General features: G+C 72.8%; 17 protein-coding genes. 10 read left to right on the plus strand and 7 right to left on the minus strand.

Translation table 11 applies throughout. The annotated features are described in order from the left end of the window. Nucleotides 1-244: 244 nt before the first annotated feature. Nucleotides 245-2,011: a malto-oligosyltrehalose trehalohydrolase gene (treZ, locus tag LG943_RS20820; RefSeq protein ID WP_270074010.1), complete on the minus strand. Its 1,767-nt coding sequence runs from the start codon at nucleotides 2,009-2,011 to the stop codon at nucleotides 245-247. 42 nt (nucleotides 2,012-2,053) lie between these two features. Continuing rightward, complete coding sequence (locus LG943_RS20825) at nucleotides 2,054-2,899, minus strand: putative RNA methyltransferase (protein ID WP_408648628.1); 846 nt, start codon at nucleotides 2,897-2,899, stop codon at nucleotides 2,054-2,056. A 408-nt stretch (nucleotides 2,900-3,307) separates the two neighbouring features. Between LG943_RS20825 and LG943_RS20830 the strand changes: the two genes are divergently transcribed. Next, nucleotides 3,308-4,057, plus strand: coding sequence for a hypothetical protein (locus LG943_RS20830; protein WP_270074012.1), 750 nt, complete (start codon nucleotides 3,308-3,310; stop codon nucleotides 4,055-4,057). Nucleotides 4,058-4,090: 33 nt separating this feature from the next. Here the strand turns inward: LG943_RS20830 and treY are convergent, their stop codons facing one another. After that, on the minus strand, nucleotides 4,091-6,418 hold the full coding sequence (gene treY / locus LG943_RS20835; RefSeq protein ID WP_270074013.1) for a malto-oligosyltrehalose synthase: 2,328 nt from the start codon (nucleotides 6,416-6,418) through the stop codon (nucleotides 4,091-4,093). Between the two features lie 167 nt (nucleotides 6,419-6,585). Between treY and aroQ the strand changes: the two genes are divergently transcribed. Further along, on the plus strand, nucleotides 6,586-7,062 hold the full coding sequence (aroQ, locus tag LG943_RS20840) for a type II 3-dehydroquinate dehydratase (RefSeq protein ID WP_270074014.1): 477 nt from the start codon (nucleotides 6,586-6,588) through the stop codon (nucleotides 7,060-7,062). A gap of 287 nt (nucleotides 7,063-7,349) precedes the next feature. Here the strand turns inward: aroQ and LG943_RS20845 are convergent, their stop codons facing one another. Further along, nucleotides 7,350-7,646 carry a hypothetical protein gene (locus tag LG943_RS20845; RefSeq protein WP_270074015.1) on the minus strand — a complete coding sequence of 99 codons (297 nt, stop codon included), beginning with the start codon at nucleotides 7,644-7,646 and terminating at the stop codon, nucleotides 7,350-7,352. A 131-nt stretch (nucleotides 7,647-7,777) separates the two neighbouring features. Here LG943_RS20845 and LG943_RS20850 point away from each other — a divergent pair, with 131 nt between their 5' ends. The 7 genes from LG943_RS20850 (at nucleotide 7,778) to pstS (ending at nucleotide 13,550) form a co-directional block, all read left to right on the plus strand. Next, entirely contained in the window at nucleotides 7,778-8,578 is an 801-nt protein-coding gene (locus LG943_RS20850; protein WP_270074016.1) for a helix-turn-helix domain-containing protein, read from the plus strand. Continuing rightward, nucleotides 8,559-8,735, plus strand: coding sequence for a DUF397 domain-containing protein (locus tag LG943_RS20855; protein WP_270074017.1), 177 nt, complete (start codon nucleotides 8,559-8,561; stop codon nucleotides 8,733-8,735). The genes LG943_RS20850 and LG943_RS20855 overlap by 20 nt, the downstream gene beginning before the upstream one ends. A 213-nt stretch (nucleotides 8,736-8,948) precedes the next feature. Next, a complete protein-coding gene (locus tag LG943_RS20860; protein WP_270074018.1) occupies nucleotides 8,949-9,080 on the plus strand; it encodes an albusnodin family lasso peptide in 132 nt (43 codons plus the stop codon). Between the two features lie 75 nt (nucleotides 9,081-9,155). After that, nucleotides 9,156-10,886: an albusnodin/ikarugamycin family macrolactam cyclase gene (locus LG943_RS20865; RefSeq protein ID WP_270074019.1), complete on the plus strand. Its 1,731-nt coding sequence runs from the start codon at nucleotides 9,156-9,158 to the stop codon at nucleotides 10,884-10,886. After that, nucleotides 10,861-11,613 (plus strand): lasso peptide biosynthesis B2 protein, encoded by a 753-nt coding sequence (locus tag LG943_RS27785; RefSeq protein ID WP_408648626.1) that lies wholly within the window; start codon nucleotides 10,861-10,863, stop codon nucleotides 11,611-11,613. Before LG943_RS20865 ends, LG943_RS27785 begins: the two co-directional genes overlap by 26 nt. Next, nucleotides 11,579-12,169 carry a GNAT family N-acetyltransferase gene (locus LG943_RS20870; RefSeq protein WP_270074020.1) on the plus strand — a complete coding sequence of 197 codons (591 nt, stop codon included), beginning with the start codon at nucleotides 11,579-11,581 and terminating at the stop codon, nucleotides 12,167-12,169. The genes LG943_RS27785 and LG943_RS20870 overlap by 35 nt, the downstream gene beginning before the upstream one ends. A 289-nt stretch (nucleotides 12,170-12,458) precedes the next feature. Further along, entirely contained in the window at nucleotides 12,459-13,550 is a 1,092-nt protein-coding gene (pstS, locus tag LG943_RS20875; RefSeq protein ID WP_270074021.1) for a phosphate ABC transporter substrate-binding protein PstS, read from the plus strand. A 22-nt stretch (nucleotides 13,551-13,572) separates the two neighbouring features. Here pstS and LG943_RS20880 read toward each other — a convergent pair whose 3' ends face one another. Further along, nucleotides 13,573-14,952, minus strand: a complete 1,380-nt coding sequence (locus LG943_RS20880; protein WP_270074022.1) for a glycosyl transferase family 2 — start codon at nucleotides 14,950-14,952, stop codon at nucleotides 13,573-13,575. Between the two features lie 58 nt (nucleotides 14,953-15,010). Beyond that, nucleotides 15,011-15,592: a TetR/AcrR family transcriptional regulator gene (locus LG943_RS20885; RefSeq protein WP_270074023.1), complete on the minus strand. Its 582-nt coding sequence runs from the start codon at nucleotides 15,590-15,592 to the stop codon at nucleotides 15,011-15,013. A gap of 365 nt (nucleotides 15,593-15,957) precedes the next feature. Here LG943_RS20885 and LG943_RS20890 point away from each other — a divergent pair, with 365 nt between their 5' ends. Beyond that, nucleotides 15,958-16,530 (plus strand): LURP-one-related/scramblase family protein, encoded by a 573-nt coding sequence (locus LG943_RS20890; RefSeq protein WP_270074024.1) that lies wholly within the window; start codon nucleotides 15,958-15,960, stop codon nucleotides 16,528-16,530. Nucleotides 16,531-16,873: 343 nt separating this feature from the next. On the opposite strand, the gene LG943_RS20895 is transcribed toward LG943_RS20890, so the two are convergent. Continuing rightward, complete coding sequence (locus tag LG943_RS20895) at nucleotides 16,874-17,881, minus strand: methyltransferase (RefSeq protein ID WP_270074025.1); 1,008 nt, start codon at nucleotides 17,879-17,881, stop codon at nucleotides 16,874-16,876. Nucleotides 17,882-17,961 lie beyond the last annotated feature (80 nt).

Genomic DNA, 17,961 nt, shown 5'->3' on the forward strand with positions numbered 1-17,961 from the left:
CCGGGGGGATGCGGCGCCGTCAGAGGCGGAGGGGCACCGGATTGGGCATGGTGTAGCAAAGCAGAATGCGACAAGCCAGTCAATGCGGCAACGGATCGCCCGAAACGTCGGCGCCTCGGCGGATCGGCGGCGGAATCGCACATCAGGCCCGACCGGAACGGGGCCGGCCGCGCCGCCCGCGCGGCGCCCCGGCGGCGGGGTCCCCGGCGGTGCGGCGCCCGGCGCGCGCCGGGCGCCCGAGGCGTTACGTGGGCGCCGGCCCGCCGGTGTCGACCACGGCGAAGGACTCCGCGGGCAGCACCACCCGCGCGCCCTCGGCCGCCGCCTCGGGCGCCGAGGTCAGCAGCACCCGCCGCGCCGGGCGGTCCAGGGTGAACGCGCGCTCGGCACCGTCCAGGTTGCAGGCCACGCGCAGGACGCTCCGGTGCAGCACCAGGCCGCGGCCGTCGGGGTCGGCCTCGACGGTGAACCGGTCCAGGCGGGGGTCGGCGAGTTCGGGGCGCGCGCGGCGCAGCGCGATCAGGTCGCGGTAGAGCCCCAGCACGGCCTTGTGCGGCGGGCGCTCGGGCTCGTCCCAGCACAGCACCGCGCTGCGCCGGGTGTCGGGGTCGATGGGGTCGGGCACCTCCGACTCCGCCCAGCCCATGGCGGCGAACTCGCGCCGCCGGCCCCGGCGCACGCCGTCGGCCAGGCCGGGGTCGGTGAAGGACGCGAAGAACGGCCAGGGGGTGGCGGCGGCCCACTCCTCGCCCATGAAGATCATCGGGGTGTAGGGCGAGCACAGCACAAGCGCGGCGCCGCAGGCCAGCAGGCCGGTGGAGGTGCGGGCGGCCATGCGGTCGCCCTGGGCGCGGTTGCCGATCTGGTCGTGGTTCTGGAGGTAGGCGAGGAACCGGTGGCCGGGGGTGGCGGCGGTGTCGACCGGCGCGCCGTGGGTGCGGCCGCGGAAGCTGGAGTAGCCGCCGTCGTGCAGGAACACCCGGCGCAGCACGCGGGGCAGCACCTCGGGCGGGCGGAAGTCGGCGTAGTAGCCGTGGTCCTCGCCGGTGAGGGCGCAGTGCAGGGCGTGGTGGAGGTCGTCGGACCACTGGGCGGCCATGCCGTGGCCGCCGGCCTCGCGCGGGGTGACCATGCGGGGGTCGTTGAGGTCGGACTCGGCGATGAGGCTGAGGGGGCGGCGCAGGCCGGCCGCCAGCGCGTCGACCTCGGCGGACAGCTCGGTGAGCAGGTGGCGGGCGCGGGAGTCGCGCAGCGCGTGCACGGCGTCCAGCCGCAGGCCGTCGAGGTGGAAGTCGCGCAGCCAGCCCAGGGCGTTGTCGATCACGTAGCGGCGGACCTCGTCGGATCCTGGGCCGTCGAGGTTGAGGGAGGGCCCCCAGGCGGTCTCGCCGGCGAAGTAGGGGCCGAACCGGGGCAGGTAGGCGCCGTCGGGGCCGAGGTGGTTGTAGACGACGTCCAGGAGCACGCCCAGGCCGCGCCGGTGGCAGGCGTCGACGAACCGCTTGAGGGCGTCGGGGCCGCCGTAGGGCTCGTGGACGGCGCCCCACAGCACGCCGTCGTAGCCCCAGCCGTGGTCGGCGCCGCCGAAGGCGTTGACCGGCATCAGTTCCACGAGGTCCACGCCCAGGTCCACCAGGTGGTCGAGGCGGCCGATGGCGGCGTCGAGGGTGCCCTCGGGGGTGAAGGTGCCCACGTGCAGCTCGTAGAGGACCGACCCGGGCAGCGCCCGGCCGGTCCAGGCGGAGTCGCCCCAGGTGTAGGCGGTGTGGTCGTAGACGCGGGAGGGGCCGTGCACGCCGGCGGGCTGGTGCAGGGAGCGGGGGTCGGGCAGGGGGGTGGGGTCGTCGTCCAGCAGGAAGGCGTAGTCGTCGCCGGTGCGTGCGGTGGTGTCGGAGCGCCACCAGCCGCCGCCGGCCGGCCGCAGGGGGTGGTCGGCGCCGCCCACGCGCACCCGCACCCGCCCGCGGTCGGGCGCCCACACCTCGAACGGGTCCCCCTCGCGCGTACTCACGCCGCCGTTCCTACCCCGCCGGGCGGCGGCTCACGCGCGGGTTCAGCCGTGGCGGGGGCGGTGCACGGAGACCGCGAAGGAGGCGGTGGTCTCGACGGGGGCGGACAGGGCGGCGAGCCGGGCGCCGAGGCCGCCCGCGTCCAGGTGGCGGGCGCTGGGGCCCATGGCCACCAGGGCGCGCGCCTCCTCGGGGGCCAGGCGCAGGCCGACCTCCAGTTCCTCCCGGTGGACGCGGGTGAAGTGGCCGGCCAGGCCCTCCTCCAGCCGCTCCTCCTTGCGGGCGTCGACGCTGACCAGGTCCAGCGCGGAGACGAGTTCGGCGAGGTGGCGGGCGGTGGGGGTGACCACGATCAGCGCGCCGGAGGGGTCGAGCACGCGGTGGAACTCGGCCGGCCGGCGGGGCGCGAACACGTTGAGCAGCAGCGCGGCACCGCCCGGGCGCAGCGGCAGGCCGCGCCAGGTGTCGCAGGCGGCGGCGCCGGCCCGGGGGTGGGCGCGGGCGGCGCGGCGCAGCGCGAACTTGGAGACGTCCAGCGCCAGGCCGGCGGCCCGCGGCAGCGCGTCGAGGACGGCGCGCAGGTAGTAGCCGGTGCCCGCGCCGGCGTCGGCGACGACCCCCTCGCCGGATGGCCCGTGGTCGGCGGCGAGACCGGCCAGCCGCTCGGCCAGGGGCGCGTAGTGCCCGGCCTCCTGGAACTCCTGGCGGGCGCGCACCATCTCCTTGGTGTCGCCGGTGGTGGCCGGCCGATGCCCGGTGAGCAGCCCGGCGTACCCCTCCTTGGCCACGTCGAACCGGTGTCCGTGCGCGCACCCCAGTCCCCGGCCGTCAACCGCCAGCCCCGTACCGCACACGGGGCAGGCCAGCGCGGCGAGCACGGCCGCGGGCATCCGCAACCGCGACACGGGGGCAGCGGCGGGCAGTCCGTCAGCGGAGGTCATGGCGCCTCACAGCCTAGGCCCTTTCGCGGGAGGTGGGCCGTCGGGGCCGGTGCGCACGAGTGTCCAAGGCCTCTGGTCGGTACTTCGCACGCCCGGCCAGTGACGAAGCACACATATCGGCATCCCTTGGCCTACACGACCACCAATTGATCTTCAAAAACACACATAAACGCCCTTTCGGCACCACAGGAAACAGAACATGATTTCATTTCAGATAATCACCATGCGATTCACATACAATAGGGATAACGCCCGCTCATGGGATCACACGGATGCATGTAATACTCGTTTTCCCCATTCACGACTCTTTGCCTCGGGGTAACGATGCAACGTCGCTTCTCAGCCCTTTCTCTGGCCGTGTACGCCCTTGGCGGCACCAGCGTCCTGGCCGTCGTGTTCGCCTTGGCGTGGGCCGCCTTGACCGATGGAATGGAACTCGCCGGCCACCTCGCGTCGGTTGTCGGCGCTCTGACAGCGGTGGCCGCCTTCTTCGGGCAACTCGCGCGCAAGCGCTGCGGTGAGTCCTCTGCCGGCGGCGCCGCCGCGCCCGCCGCGGCCCCCGCTGCGGACGCCGTTGTCCCCCCGGGCGGGCAGCGCGCCGGCCGCGACAACTACAGCGGCTCCCGCGTCAGCCACAACTCCGGCCTGGTGGTCTTCGGAGTGGTCGCCGTGGTGGCCCTCGCCGTCGTGGGGGTGAACGTCCTTCCCGCCGAGGGTGACGGGCTCACCACGTGCGAACGGCCCGCGCCGCTGGACGGGAACACGCTCCGAACCCGTATGGCCACGGTCGTCTACACCGAAGGGCTGGGTTTCATGACCCGTTGCGGCCCGGGAACAGAGTTCGCCGCGGGCGCGGCCCAGGACCTTTTCGACGGTGTTCACGTGTCCATCGTCTGCCAGGAGCCCGACGGGCTTCTCGTCGCCGATCCGGAGAACGCCGCGTTCCCCGAAAACTATCCGCGGGAGTCCACGGTGTGGTTCCTGCTCAACGACGGCCGGTGGATCTCGGAACTGTATGTGAACACGCCGAAAGGCCGGGAAACCGGATCATCCGGCAGTGTCCCGGTGTGCGACGGCAACGTGGACTATGCGACGACTCCGGCCTAGAGCCGCGGTGGGCCCACGGCCCGCCGCGCACGGCTAGCGACGCACCAAAAGGGCCACCGGATAGCGGGTGAGCAGGGTGGACAGCGGGGCGGTGGTGAAGCCGTCGGTGCGTTCGGGGGGCAGGACCTGGCCGGTGAGCAGGTCGGTCCAGGTGCCCGGGCCCGAGGGCAGGGGCAGGACGGTGTCGCGCCACCCGCCCGACCGGGCCAGGCCCAGCGGGAGCCGGGTGGCCACGGCCGCGACGTCGCGCCGGGGGCCGCGCGCGAACGCCACGGCGTGGGCGGCGGCCGGGCCGCTGGGCTCCAGCGGGAGGTAGCCGCGCAGGTCGCGGTCGCGGCGCAGCAGCAGCGCCTGGCGCACCACGTGCAGCTTGGCCTCGCCGGTGGCGTCGACCTCGGGCAGGTGGCCGCGCTCCAGACGCTCCAGCAGGCACTCGCGCAGGGTGAAGTCGACGGGGCGGCGATTGTCGGGGTCCACGAGCGAGAGGTCCCACAGCTCGGTGCCCTGGTAGACGTCGGGCACCCCCGGGCCGAGGAGCTGGAGCAGCTTCTGGCCCAATGCGTTGCTCCACCCGGCCGGGCGCACCCGGGCCACGAACGCCGCGACGTCGGCGCACAGGTCGTCGTCGGACAGGACGCGTTCGGGCCAGGCCGCGACCTCGGCGTCGAACTCGGGGTCGGGGTCCAGCCAGGACGTGCGGACCTTCTGCTCGTGGGCGGCCTTGAGCAGGTAGTCGCGCAGCCGGTCGGCGCTGATGGGCCAGGTGCCCACGAGGGTCTGCCAGGCCAGCAGGTCCAGGGCGGGGTCGGGCAGGGCGCGGCGGCCGCGCCAGCGGCGCACGGCGGCGGCGAACTCCTCGGGGACCTCGCTGAGGACGGCCAGGCGGGCGCGGACGTCCTCGGAGCGCTTAGTGTCGTGGGTGGACAGCGTGGTCATGGTCTGCGGCCAGGCGGACTCGCGGCGGGCCAAGGCGGCGTGGAACTCGGCCACGGGCACGCCGAAGCGGGCGGGGTCGCCGCCGACCTCGTTGAGGGCGACCATGCGGGTGGCCCGGTAGAAGGCGGTGTCCTCGGTGCCCTTGGCCATGACCATGCCGCTGGTCTGCTGCACGCGCAGGGCGAGTTCGCCGTGCGGTTCGGCGCGCACGCGGGTGTCGATCTCCGCCAGCAGGTCGGCCAGGTCGGGGCGGGCGGCGCGGGCCTGCGCGAGGGCGGTGTCCCAGGCGTCCCGGCCCTCGGGCAGGTAGCTGCGGTAGGCGGGGAAGGACGCCAGGAGTTCGGCGACGGCGTCCTCGGCGCGGCCGGGGTCGGGGTGCTCCAGCAGCGCGGCGATGCGCACGACCTCGGGGTGCAGCAGCTCGCGCGCGGCCATGCGGCGGCCCTCGGCCTTGGCGGCGGCGTGGTCGGTGGGCACGCCCAGTTCCTCGGCCGCGGCGGTCAGGCCGGGCTCGCCGGCGGGGTCCACGAACACGCCGCAGACCTCGCGCAGGGCGTCGTAGCCGGTGGTCCCGGCGACCGGCCAGGACGCGGGCAGCTCCTCGCCGGGTTCGAGGATCTTCTCGGCCACGATCCACCCGGCGAAGTGCTCGCGCAGCCGCCGCAGGTAGCCGCCGGGGTCGGCGAGGCCGTCGGGGTGGTCCACGCGCAGGCCGTCGAGTTCGCCGCGCTCGGCCCAGCGCAGGATCTCGGCGTGGCCGGCGGCGAACACGTCGGGGTCCTCCATGCGGACGGCGGCCAGCCCGGTGATGTCGAAGAAGCGGCGGTAGTCCAGCCGGGTGCGGGCGCGCCGCCAGGACACCAGGCGGTAGTGCTGGCGCGCGTGGACGTCGGCGGGGTTGTCGCCGGCCTGGTGGGTGCCCGGGGCCAGCGGGAAGCGGTGGTCCTCGTAGGTGAGGCAGCCGTCGGCGATTCCCAGCTTGGCCAGGGCGGCGGCGCCGTCGTCGCCGTCGTCGGCCAGGACCGGCAGCTCCAGGACGTCCTGGGACCAGTCGATGTCGAAGCAGCGGGCGTGGGCGGACTCGCGGCCGTGGCGCAGGACGTCCCACCACCAGGGGTTGGCCGCCGGGGCGGCCACCGACATGTGGTTGGGGACGATGTCGACCACCACGCCCATGCCGTGCTCGCGCAGCCGCTCGACCAGGGCGCGCCGGGCGGGGTCGCCGCCCAGGGCGGGCGCGACCTCGGTGGGGTCGACCACGTCGTAGCCGTGCTCGGAGCCGGGCGCGGCGGTGAGGATCGGCGACAGGTAGGCGGTGTCGACGCCGAGGCGGTGCAGGTAGCCGACGAGGTCGGCGGCCCGGGTGAGGGTGAGGGCGGGACCGAGTTGGAGCCGGTAGGTGGAGGACGGGGTTTTGGGACGCACGTTGGATCTTGTGCCCGTGCCGGGCGGCTTGAACCGTGGATTCCGGCCCGGTCGGCGGCGGTGTGCGGTGGCGGTGTGCGGCGGGTCGCGGGGGCGGCGGCACTAGGATGCGTCTGCGCCGCAGGCGCCACCGCAGACCCGACCCGCAGCCAGAAAGGCCGCCCGCGATGGCCGACTCCGCCACCCCCGCCGCCACCACCGTGCTGCTGCTCAACGGCCCCAACCTCAACCTGCTGGGCACACGCGACCCCGGCCAGTACGGCACCGAGACCCTGGCCGACATCGAGCGGCGGGTGCGGAGCCTGGGCGCGGAGCTGGGGGTCGCGGTGGAGTGCGCGCAGAGCAACCACGAGGGCGAACTGGTGGAGCACGTCCACCGCGCGCGCGAGATGGACGGGATTGTGCTGAACCCGGGGGCCTTCGCCCACTACAGCATCGCCCTGCGCGACGCGATCGACGCCGTGGACACCCCGTGCGTGGAGGTGCACATCTCCAACGTCTACGCCCGCGAGCCGTTCCGCCACACCTCGGTGACGGCCCCGGTGGCGGCGGGCTACATCGCCGGCTGCGGCCCCTTCGGCTACGAACTGGCCCTGCGCGCGGTCCTGTCCCGCATCGAGGAACGCCGCACCGCACGCGGCTGACCCCCGGCCCGTCGGTCCGACGGGCCGGGGGTCGGACGGGCCGGGGGTCGGACGGGCCGGGGGTCGGACGGGCCGGGGGTCGGACGGGCCGGGGGTCAGCCTGCGCCCGCCGCGGCCTCAGCGGTCGAGGCGGGGCCGCACGCGGGGCGGCCGCTCATCCGGCAGCGGCGTGAGGCGGTCGTTCTCGGCCAACGGGTTGCCGCACCAGCGGCAGCACTCCTCCGTATTGCCGTCCCGCTCGCAGAGTCGGCACGTCCACGCCTGCGGCGGCGCGGGAGGCCCGGCCGCTACCGCAGACGGGTGACCTTCGTCGTTTCCTTCCACTGCGCGACCTCCACTCGGTTGGGCGGGTACTCAAGCATTCGCTCCATCTGCGAAGGATTGGGACTGGCGAGAGTGGGCGCCCAGTCCTTTCCCTCGGGCATCTTTTCCGGATCGAGGGTGGCGTAATAGGAGCCGCCGAACTCTCCGTTGTCCATACTCGGCCAGACGTAATAGGCCGGATTGACCGCGTTGAGGTCGATAATCCGGATTGCCACGTCCGAGGGCAGCGCGGCGATGATGTGGTCGGGCGGCAGGCGCATGTCGTCTTCTCCTGTGTCGGGGAACGTCCAGCACCATCCAGGGTGGCGCTGCCAACCCGCCAGGAGAAGCGGGGTGGCATCGATGGGACCGGACTGGGGGAAGTAGCCCTCGGGTGCCAACGTCTTGTGCCATGCTCGCCAACATGAACGTGCATTACCGGCAGTTCGGTGCCACCCTCCGCGAATGGCGAAACAGCAAGGGCATGACCCTTGATCAGGTCGCAAATGCAACAAATCTAGCCAAAAGCACGATCAGCAAATTGGAGTCGGGATACCGGTCTACCACCCTCTCCAACGTCGAACGGCTTGACGCCTTGCTGGGGGCCGAAGGCGAAGTCGTAACGGCTTGGCGCGAGTCTCGGCAACGGGCAGCCGATCCCGACTGGTTGAACCGCATCCGAGAGAGCGAGGAGCGGGCCGTCGAGATCCGGGCGTTCAATCCCTTGTACGTCCCCGGACTACTCCAAACGCCTGACTACGCCCGGATAGTTTTCCGCGATGCATCACCGGGCGAGAATCCGGAGACGATTGATGCGTTGGTTGAAGCACGATGTGATCGCCTCCGCCAACTGGCGAGCGCTGTGCGGGTCATCATCCCGGATTCCATTCTGCGCTACCCAGTCGGCGGCGCTGCGACCATGCGGGCGCAACTGCAACACCTCATCGATCTCTCAGGTCGGGTCCGCATCCAGGTGCTCCCCGATGACATCGGCTACCACGGCCGGTTCGCGGGATCATTCCGAATCCTCTCCTTTGACGACCGTGTTCCTCGGGTTGAATGCGAACATGCCACCGGTTCGATCGTGGAAGTCCGGCCGCCCGAGGTCAGAAGGCTGACGGCTGTGTTCTCCGAGCTTGCGAGCTGGGGCTACGATCCAGAGCGGAGTTTGGCCGCGTTGGAGGAGATTCGAGATGGATACGCAGTGGCGTAAGAGCAGTTACAGCGGTCCTCGGGGCGACTGCCTTGAAGCCCGTATTGCCAACGATGGCGCGGCCTTGGTCAGGGACACCCAGAACCGCGAGGGGGGCATGCTGGCGTTCCCCGTGACGGAGTGGTCGGCCTTCCTCGCCGAGGTGGACCGGCTCTAGCCCTCCCCGAACAGACCTACGCCCCCGGCCCCGAGGTTCCCCCTCGGGGCCTTCGTGTTGTCGGGCGTCCCGCATGCCCGGCCGCGCCGCCAACAAAGTGAACCTCCGGCCGAACGTGGCCAGCACCACGACAAGGCGCTAGGGCTCCAGCCGGGCATGAACACGGTTACGCACCAAGCACGCTGTGTCAAAGGAATGAGAGAGGCGAGCACTGTGGAGCCCGAGACTCAACCGGAAGAGACATCCGAGGAGCCGAAGGTCATCACCATCGGCGACGCATCGGAACTGACTGAAGGGACGACCAACCGGAGCGGTCCGGAGGACAAGCGCTACAAGTACACCTGACCCCTCCAGCGTGGCGCCAGGAACTCTCGATCCCTGTCGCCACGCTCTACTGCACCTCCCACGAAAGGCTTCGTCATGCGTTGGTTCGGTGGCCACGTCACGAACACACCGGCGGCACCGTTTCCCCGCCCCCACGGCGCCCGTCTGCTGACGGAGTCGCCGCATCCGGTATGGACGGTGGGCGAGTGGAGCGGGCGCGAAACAACCCACGCCAGTGCGCACGGGCGCGAGGCGATCATCTTCGGAGTCCACGCCGTGCCTTCGCAGGCAGTTGCCTCCTGGCTTCGTGATTTCCACGCGCCGCCCGCATGGCCCGGCTGCTACACGGTCGTCGTGTGCGACCCCGATGAGATCACCGTCTTCACCGACCCGGCCCACGCCGTACCGATCTATTGCACCGAACTGGGTGGCGGATTGGTCTGGGGCTCATCGAGCCGTGCACTCGCGGCGTTGGCAGGCAGTCGGATCAACCCGGCATGGGTTGCTGGTGCCATCAGCCGTCCCATCTCGTTCCGCCCGGAAAGGCAGTCGGCTTTCAGCGGTGTCAACGCCATCGCTCCTGGGCACCGCGTGACGTTGCGTCCGGGCCGTCGGCCGCGGTCGCGGCCATGGTGGCGAATTCCCCGCCTTCTTCCCGCGCGAGAAGCCGCCTGGGGTCTACGCAGCGCACTGGAGGATGCCGTGGCAGCCCGGACGGCCATTGCCCAGCACCTTTCCTGTGATCTCAGCGGAGGCTTGGACTCGACAACCCTTTGTCTGCTGGCAGCCGACCACGCACGGCCGCCTGCGCGGGTAACTGCGCTGACTGTTCGCCCCGCCGCCGTTGACAGCGGCGGGGACCTGGATTACGCCCGCGCCATCGTGCGCGAACGCGGCGACATCTCGCACGTCCTCTTGCCTCTGGGGACGGGCTGTGATCCCTATGCCGCGCTCCGCGAGATCGGTCCTACCGACGAACCCGCGCCGACCACGATCACCTACGCACGCCACCGCGCCGCCTACCAAACCCTGTCCAGTATCGGCAGCCGACATCACATCACCGGTGACGGGGGCGACGCACTACTCATTCCGCCCCCATCCGCTCTGACCGGGCCAATGAGTCAGGGACCACACCACTACCTTCGCCATTTCGTGAACGAGTACGGCAGAGCCAAGTTGAACCGGACAAGTCCCTGGTCCCACCTGCGCGGACTCATCATGCCGCCTCCAGAGCAGCCGCCGGCATGGGTCACGCGGCGCGCTCAGGACTTGACCGCAATCGGCGCGGACAAGGGCGACGACGGGGAAGACACCGGAACTCTGGCCGAGATACGCACCACCGCCCGCACCGCCCAGGCTGACACCCAGATTGCCGCAGCCTGGGGCATCCGACTCGACGCTCCGTTCTTCGACCGTGCGGTGATCGAGGCGGCTCTCCGCTTCCACCCTGTCGACCGCGGGTCCCCGTGGAACTACAAACCGCAGATCACAGTCGCGATGGCCGACGTCCTTCCGGCCCTGGTTCGGCGACGCCACACGAAAGGCGACACCACCGCCGACCACTATCGCGGCCTGCGCCACCATCTCACAGAGACCCGGGACTTGACCGAAGGATGGCTCGCCGGACACGGACTGATCGACACCCAACGACTCAACGCCGCCCTGGGTAACGGAGCGACCGGCCTTCCCGCGCCATTCGGATCGGTGGAAGCGGCCATCGCAGCCGAAGTCTGGGCGCGCGCTGTCACGGCCGCAACGCCCATCGCTTGGACCTACAGCACGGCCCAACCAGGAAATTTCAATGGACGCTTACGTCACCGCCCCTGAGCACCTACGATCGGTCGCCTTTCCCGCCGTCACAGTCCTCCTCGACACACGCACCGGAACCGTGCAGGCGCTGACCGGTACGGCGGCGAAGATCTGGGCGGAAATCGCGACCACCGCCGACCCGCAAGCACCTGTTGCCGGTATCGCCCCCGAGACCGTGGCGCGCACCGTTAGCGCACTGGCGCAGCGACGACTGCTCCTATCCACCGCGACCGCGCAGCCCTGGAGTCCTCCGGCCATAGGCCATGAGCCATCCCCGAGCTGGGGCACCCATGTGAGCCCAGCCGCTTTGACGGCGATCCCGGCGCCCCCATGGCCTTGGCACCTGCCTGCGGCAGCGGCCCTGATCGCAACACTCATCACCCGCCATGCCGGAAGGCGGCAACGCCGGTTCGCCCGACTGCAACGGTTGGCTACCCGGCAGACTCCGCTGCGGCCCGCCCCTCCAGCCACCGTGCGCCACGCGGTACGCGCTGTACGCCGAGTCTCCCGCCTGATTCCGGCGCGCGTGGCATGTTTAGAGGAGTCAACAGCGGCCATGGTCACGCTACGCGCCTTGGGGTACAGCGCTCAGTGGCGGCACGGCGTAGCCACCGACCCGATACGGCTGCACGCATGGGTGCAAGCCGGCGGTCGTCCCGTCGACGAACCCGCCGACACCGCCAACTACACGCCTTTTCCAGGAGCATTCCATGAGCGACCCGACCCGGCCGGTTCTCTGGGTTGAATCCGACGGCATCGCACTCGGCCCCCTGCGTGCCGATCTCGTTGCGGAGTACTGGCGCTGGGAGAACGACCCGCGCACTGTCCTGGGCTACGGCCGCCAACTCCCCGAAAGCCTTGAATCCCGCACCGAAGGACTCAATCACCAACTGCACGGCTATCCCGACCAGGCCCGATTCACCGTCTACGAGACCGCCGACGCCCAGCCGACCCCGGTCGGGCTCGCCAGCCTGCTCATCGACCACCAGGTGCGCACCGCCGAATTCATCATCGTCATCGCCCCCGAGGCCCAAGGGCGGCGCATCGGCACCATGGCAACCCGGCTCACCCTGGACTACGCCTTCCACCTCATCGGCCTGCGCATGGTCTGGCTGAAGGTCCTTGAACCCAACACCGCCGGCATACGCGCCTACGAGAAGGCCGGATTCCAGCACGCCGGACGCCTGCGCGACTCGGGGTACTGGCTGGGCCGACCCTGCGCCGAGGTCCTCATGGACGCCGTTGCCGCCGACTTCTCCGGACCGTCCGCTATCACCGACCTCATCACCGACCAGCGCTGACCAGGCGCGGCGGAGCGGGCGCCGGGTGCCGCACGCTGCTCCAGGCGTATTGACCATGGAGGTCGGAGGTCGGAGGTCGGTATCCCCGACCGGAACAGTGTCGTGTTGTCGGGCGCCCCCTCTCATCGAGGGCGTTAACCTCCTGTTAGATTCTGCGCCGTCATCCGCTCATCGGAGCGATACCCCAGGGCCATCCTTGGGGCAATCCGACCGCGAGCGGTTACCGTTCGATCACAAGGGGGACTGACACCTCGTGGCCTCGTCCCGGCATCGACGCCGACTTCGGACTGTGAACGCCGCCGCTCTGGTCGCCGTGCTGGCGCTGGGCGCCGGGTGCGGCAGCGACAACGCCCTGCGCGGCGAGGAGCCCCCGCCTGTGCCCGCTGACCTCGACTGCCTGGACGGCGCCCTCTCCGGTGCGGGCTCAAGCGCCCAGGAGAACGCCATGCACACCTGGGTGGCCGCCTACCAGATCGCCTGCTCCGATGCCCTGGTGCTCTACGACGCCATCGGCTCGGGCGGCGGGCGCAGCCAGTTCATCGACGGGGCCGTGGACTTCGCCGGGTCCGACTCCGCGCTGGAGCCCGACGAGCACCGGGCCGCGCGCGAGCGCTGCACCGGCGCGCCCGCCGTCAACCTGCCCGGATACGTGGTGCCCATCGCCGTCGTCTTCCACCTGGAGGGCGTGGACGAACTGAACCTGCGCCCCACCGTCCTCGCCGAGATCTTCGACGGCCGCATCACCCACTGGGACCACCCGCAGATCGCCCGGGACAACCCCGACGCCGACCTGCCCCACACCCGCATCACCCCGGTCACCCGCTCCGACGAGTCGGGCACCACCGAGAACTTCACGTCCTACCTGGCGGCGGCCGCCGGCGACTCCTGGCCGCACGAGCCCAGCGGCAACTGGCCGCGCCCGCCCGCCGAGGCCGCCCAGGGCAACAGCGGCATCGCCGAGGCGGTCGAGAGCGCACAGGGCGCCATCGGCTACGTCGAGGCGTCCCACATCGGCGCGATGTCCACGGCCGCCATCGGCCGCGGCGAGGGCGAGTTCGTGGGGGTCGACCCCGACGCCGCCGCGCGCGTGGTGGCGGCCTCGCCCGAGCGCGAGGGCGGCGGCGAGCACGACCACGCCCTGGAGATCGACTACGGCACCACCGAGCCCGGCACCTACCCGATCGTGCTGGTGACCTACGAGATCGCGTGCCTGCGCTACCCCACCCCCCAGGAGGCCGAGCAGGTGCGGTCGTTCCTGGGCTACGTGTTCAGCGAGGCGGGCCAGCGCGCGGCCTCGGAGGAGACCGGGTCGGCGCCGCTGCCCGAGGACCTGCGGGCCGACCTGCTCGACGCGGTGGCCGCCATCGGCTCCACCGGCTGACGCCGCCGCCGCGCGCCCGCGCTCAGCGGCGGCGGGCGCGCAGCGCGGCGTAGAGCCGGGCCAGCGGTGAGGGCCGGGGGTCGGGCTCGGGCCGGGGGGCGGGCGGCCGGGCGGCGCGCGGCGCGGGCGCTCTGGGCGGTCCCAGCAGGTCGACCAGCACGGACTCCCCCGCCTGGAGGCGGTAGCGGCCGTAGACCTCGGCCACGACGTCGGCGGGGTCCTCGCCGCGCACCCGCACCCGCAGCGCGCGGGTGTGCGCCCGGGTGCGCCACAGCCGCACCCCGCAGCCGCGCGCGGGGGCGCGCGCCGGAACCGCTTCAAGGACGCCCGCCCGCGCGCGCTCGGCGCGGGCGATCAGCCGGCTCAGGGCGCCCGGCGCCAGCCCCCAGTGCACCGGCACCTGGAGCAGCCACGGCGCGGGGAACCCGGTGCGCGGCGCGACGGTGCTGAACGCCACCCGGGGATGGCCCCGGTAGTGGTCGCGCACGGCGCTCAGCCCGGTGCCGCCCGGCGGGCCGGGGCCGTCGGCGCGGTCCCAGGCGCCGACCAGGGTGACCGCGAGGTCGCACCCGGTCTGGGCGAGCAGCCGGTCCACGCAGGCCCGCACGAGCGGCGCGGGCACCCCGCCGGCCTCGACCACCGCCTCGACGCGGTGGGCGGCGGCGCCCGCCGGGCCGGGCGGGGCGCCGCGGGGATCGGCCCCGCGCGCGGCCCCCGCCGCCTGCGCCAGGGCGCGTTCGGGCACCAGCACCGCGCCGGCGTGCCACAGCCGCGCGCAGAGTTCGCGTTCGCACTCGGGGCCGGAGTCGGGGTCGAGGCCGCCCGCCGCCTCGTACAGGGAGCGGCGCAGCATCAGCGCGGCGCCCGCGCGCGGCGGGTGGCCGCCCAGGGGCGCGGCGCGCACGGCGCCGGTGCGGGCCAGGGTGGCGCATTCGGCGTGCAGGTGGTGCCAGCGGGCGTGGGACTCCACGAAGGAGGGGTCGGGGCGGGCGCCGGCGACGAGCCAGCACAGGAGGTCGCCGCCGGTGGTGTGGGCGCCGTAGGCCCGCAGGCGGCCCTGGGGCGCCGGGCCGCCCGCGCCCAGCGCGGGCACGGCGGCGGCGCGGGTGCGCGGTCCCAGGGGACCGGGCGGCGCGGGGCGGTGGGGGTCGTGGACGACGACGACCTCGATCAGCGCCGCCGGGTAGGTCTGGGCGGCCAGGGCGTCGAGGGTGGCGGCCAGCGGCGCGGGATCGGCGCCGCACACCACGACGCTGACCGTGAGCCGGGGCGTCCAGGAGCCCAGGCGCGGCGGGCACAGCGACCGCCACTCGTTGCGGAACACCCGCAGGGGCAGCCCCTGCACGCGGCCGCGGTAGGAGACACCGTCGGCCCGCGACACACGGTACTGGTCAATGAACACAGAGTGATTGTAGGCGGCCGGGGCCGGCGCGCACCTTTCTCTTCGGCGGCCTGTGGATTCAGCCCTCGGCGGGATCGGGCGCGGTGATGGCCGCGCGCAGGCGGTCGGTGTAGGCGGCGAAGGCGGCGGCCATGTCGAAGCGGTCGGGCGCCAGCAGCCACTGGGTCTGCATGCCGTCCATGACCGCCAGCACCTCGGCGGCCACGGCGGCGCAGTCGAGGTCGGCGCGCAGCTCGCCGGCCGCCACCCCCCGCCGCAGGCCCGCGGCCAGGGCGGCGACGCCGGTGCGGTAGCGCTCCACGAAGTAGTCGCGGGCGGGGTGGTCGGTGCCCACGGCCTCGCCCGAGAGCACCGCGAAGGCGCGGACCACGTCGGGCTGGCCGGCGTTGTGGGCCACCAGGCGGCGCGTGAAGTCGAGCACCCCGGCACCGCCGGGTTCGCTCCAGCCGCCCACGGCGCGCACGTCGCGGCGGTCGCGCTCGGCCAGCAGCTCCTCCAGCAGCCGGCGCTTGCTGGGGAAGTGGTGCAGGAGGCCGGGTTGGGACAGCCCGCAGTCGGCGGCGATGCGGGCCAGGGACGACCCGTGGTAGCCGCCCGCCGCGAAGTGCCTGGTGGCGGCGGCGAGGATGCGTTCGCGCACGGAGTCGCCCTGGGGGGTGCGCCCGGTGGGGCGCCCGCGGCGCACCGGGCGCGCGGCGCGGGTGTTATCGGGAGATTCGGTGGAAATGCGTGCCGCGCCGTCCATGGCCGCTAGTCTATGATCGCTGCGGCGGCGCGTACCCGCGCCGCGGACGGTCCCGCTCCCGCCGTCCGCCCGCCGCCTCCCCGGCTCCGGCCGGTCGCCCTGCCCTCGGCGCCCGGCGGACACTCCCCGCTTCGCGGATCCCGGTCGCACCGCGCCCGACGATCCCGCCCGGGCCGTCCGCCGACGCTTCGCGACCAGGCTCAACGCTAGGATCAGCCGGGTTCACCCCCCAAGTCCCCATGACCCAAGGTAGTCACCCAATGAACCAGTTGCAGACGCTGACCCAGTTCGCCGTGCGCCAGCGCATCCGGATGATGGTCAACCAGTACGAGGTCCGCGCCATGCTGCCCGACGGCAGCGAGGGCGACCTGATCTGCTTCGCCCAGCAGAAGCGCCTGGCGTTCAAGGAGCAGGTCACCCTCTACACCGACGACACCAAGCAGTACCCGGTGCTGGGCTTCCGGGCCCGCCAGGCGATCGACCTGGGCGCGACCTACGACGTCACCGACCACAACGGCCAGCCGATCGGCCTGTTCCGCAAGGACTTCAAGCAGTCGCTGCTGCGCTCGACCTGGCACCTGGAGCAGCCCGGCCTGTTCACCGCCACCGGCCAGGAGCGCAACCAGGTGCTGGGCGTGCTGCGCCGTTTCATCGAGGCCGCGCAGTTCATCCCCTACCACTTCGACTTCGTCGCGGGCCAGCACCCGATCTTCTCGGTGGACAAGAAGTGGGGCCTGCGCGACCGCTACACCGTCCACGTACAGGACCCCAACGTCGACCGCCGCCTGGTCATCGCCATGGCCGTGGCGCTCGACGCCCTCCAGGGCCGCTGACGCTCCGGCCCCCACCGGCTGGCCGCCGCGCGAGGCGAGGCGCCCTGACCCGCCCCTCGCCCCATCCGCCGGCCCGCACGCCGGTCCACGTCAACCGCGCTGACCTGCGGTTTCACCGCTGACCTCGCTAAATTCCCGCGAATCGGCCACACTTCAGGGGGTTGCCGGTCGGGCCCGGGCCGATCGACGCGCGTCCTTTGACCATCCGACCCCCTTGCAGCTCAGGACCGCGTGTGCCCGGGTCCGCCGGCGATCCTCCCCCGCTCCCCGCGCTGCCCTCCCCCGCCGCGGCCGCCCCAACGCGGCCGACCGCGCGGCCCCCGCGGCCCGCCGCCCGCGCCGCTCAGGCGGGGCCGGCCACCAGCACCCGCATCTCCACGGCGAGGTCGCGCACCTCCAGGGTGCGCAGCCCCGCCGGGCGCAGCAGCGCCTCGTACTCCCCCACCGTGCGCTCGCGGCCGGCGGTCATGACCATCATGTGCAGGTCGAAGGCCCGCGACAGCCACGGGTGGCGGCCGTCGGGCATGATCCGCTCCACGATCAGCAGCCGCGAGCGCGGGCCCATCACCGCCGCGCAGTTGGCCAGCAGCCGCCCGCTGACGGTGTCGTCCCAGTTGTGCAGCACCCGGCACAGCAGGTAGACGTCGGCTCCGGGCACCACCCGCTCGCGGAAGTCGGCCCCCTCCAGGTCGCAGCGGCCCTCGGCGACGAACGGCCCCAGCCGCTCGCGCGCGTTCTCCAGCACCTGGGGGCGCTCCTGGAGGGTGCCGTGCAGGTGGGGGTGCTCGCGCAGCAGCGCCGCCAGGCGGGTGCCGTCGCCGCCGCCGATGTCGGCCACCCGCCCGACGCGGGCGAAGTCGAAGGCGGCGGGCAGCCCGGCGGCGAACCCGCTGCCCACCGACATCCCCGCGTCGAACAGCGCGGCGTCGTCGGGGTGGGCCGCCAGGTAGGAGTAGACGTCGGTGCCGTGCACGCGCTCGAACGCCTGCTCCCCGGTGCGCACGGCGTCGGGCAGCCCGCGCCAGGCCGCCAGGAAGAAGTCGCTGTTGTAGAGCAGCGCCAGATCGCGCATCGACGAGGGGTGGTCGCTGTGCAGCAGCTCGCCCATCGAGGTCAGCGCGAACCGGCCGTCGTGCTCGGCCACCAGGCCGAGCGCGGCCAGCAGCCGCAGCAGCCGCACCAGCGGCTCGGGCCGCAGGTCCAGCGCGGCGGCGAGTTCGTCGGCGCCGCACGGGCCGTCGCCGAGCCGGTCGACCACTCCCGTGCGCACGGCGGTGACGGCGGCCTCGGCCAGCCACGGCCCCACCATCAGCCGCAGCAGCTCGCGGCTCTCGGCTTCCTGACCGGCCATGGCGGCCCTCCTCGCCCTCGACCTCGACCACGGTAACGCCGTGTGGGGGATCCGCCACCCTGAGCGCCCGGCACCGCCGA

Origin of the sequence: Streptomonospora mangrovi (genome assembly GCF_027604915.1) — a bacterium.
GTDB lineage: Bacteria > Actinomycetota > Actinomycetes > Streptosporangiales > Streptosporangiaceae > Streptomonospora > Streptomonospora mangrovi.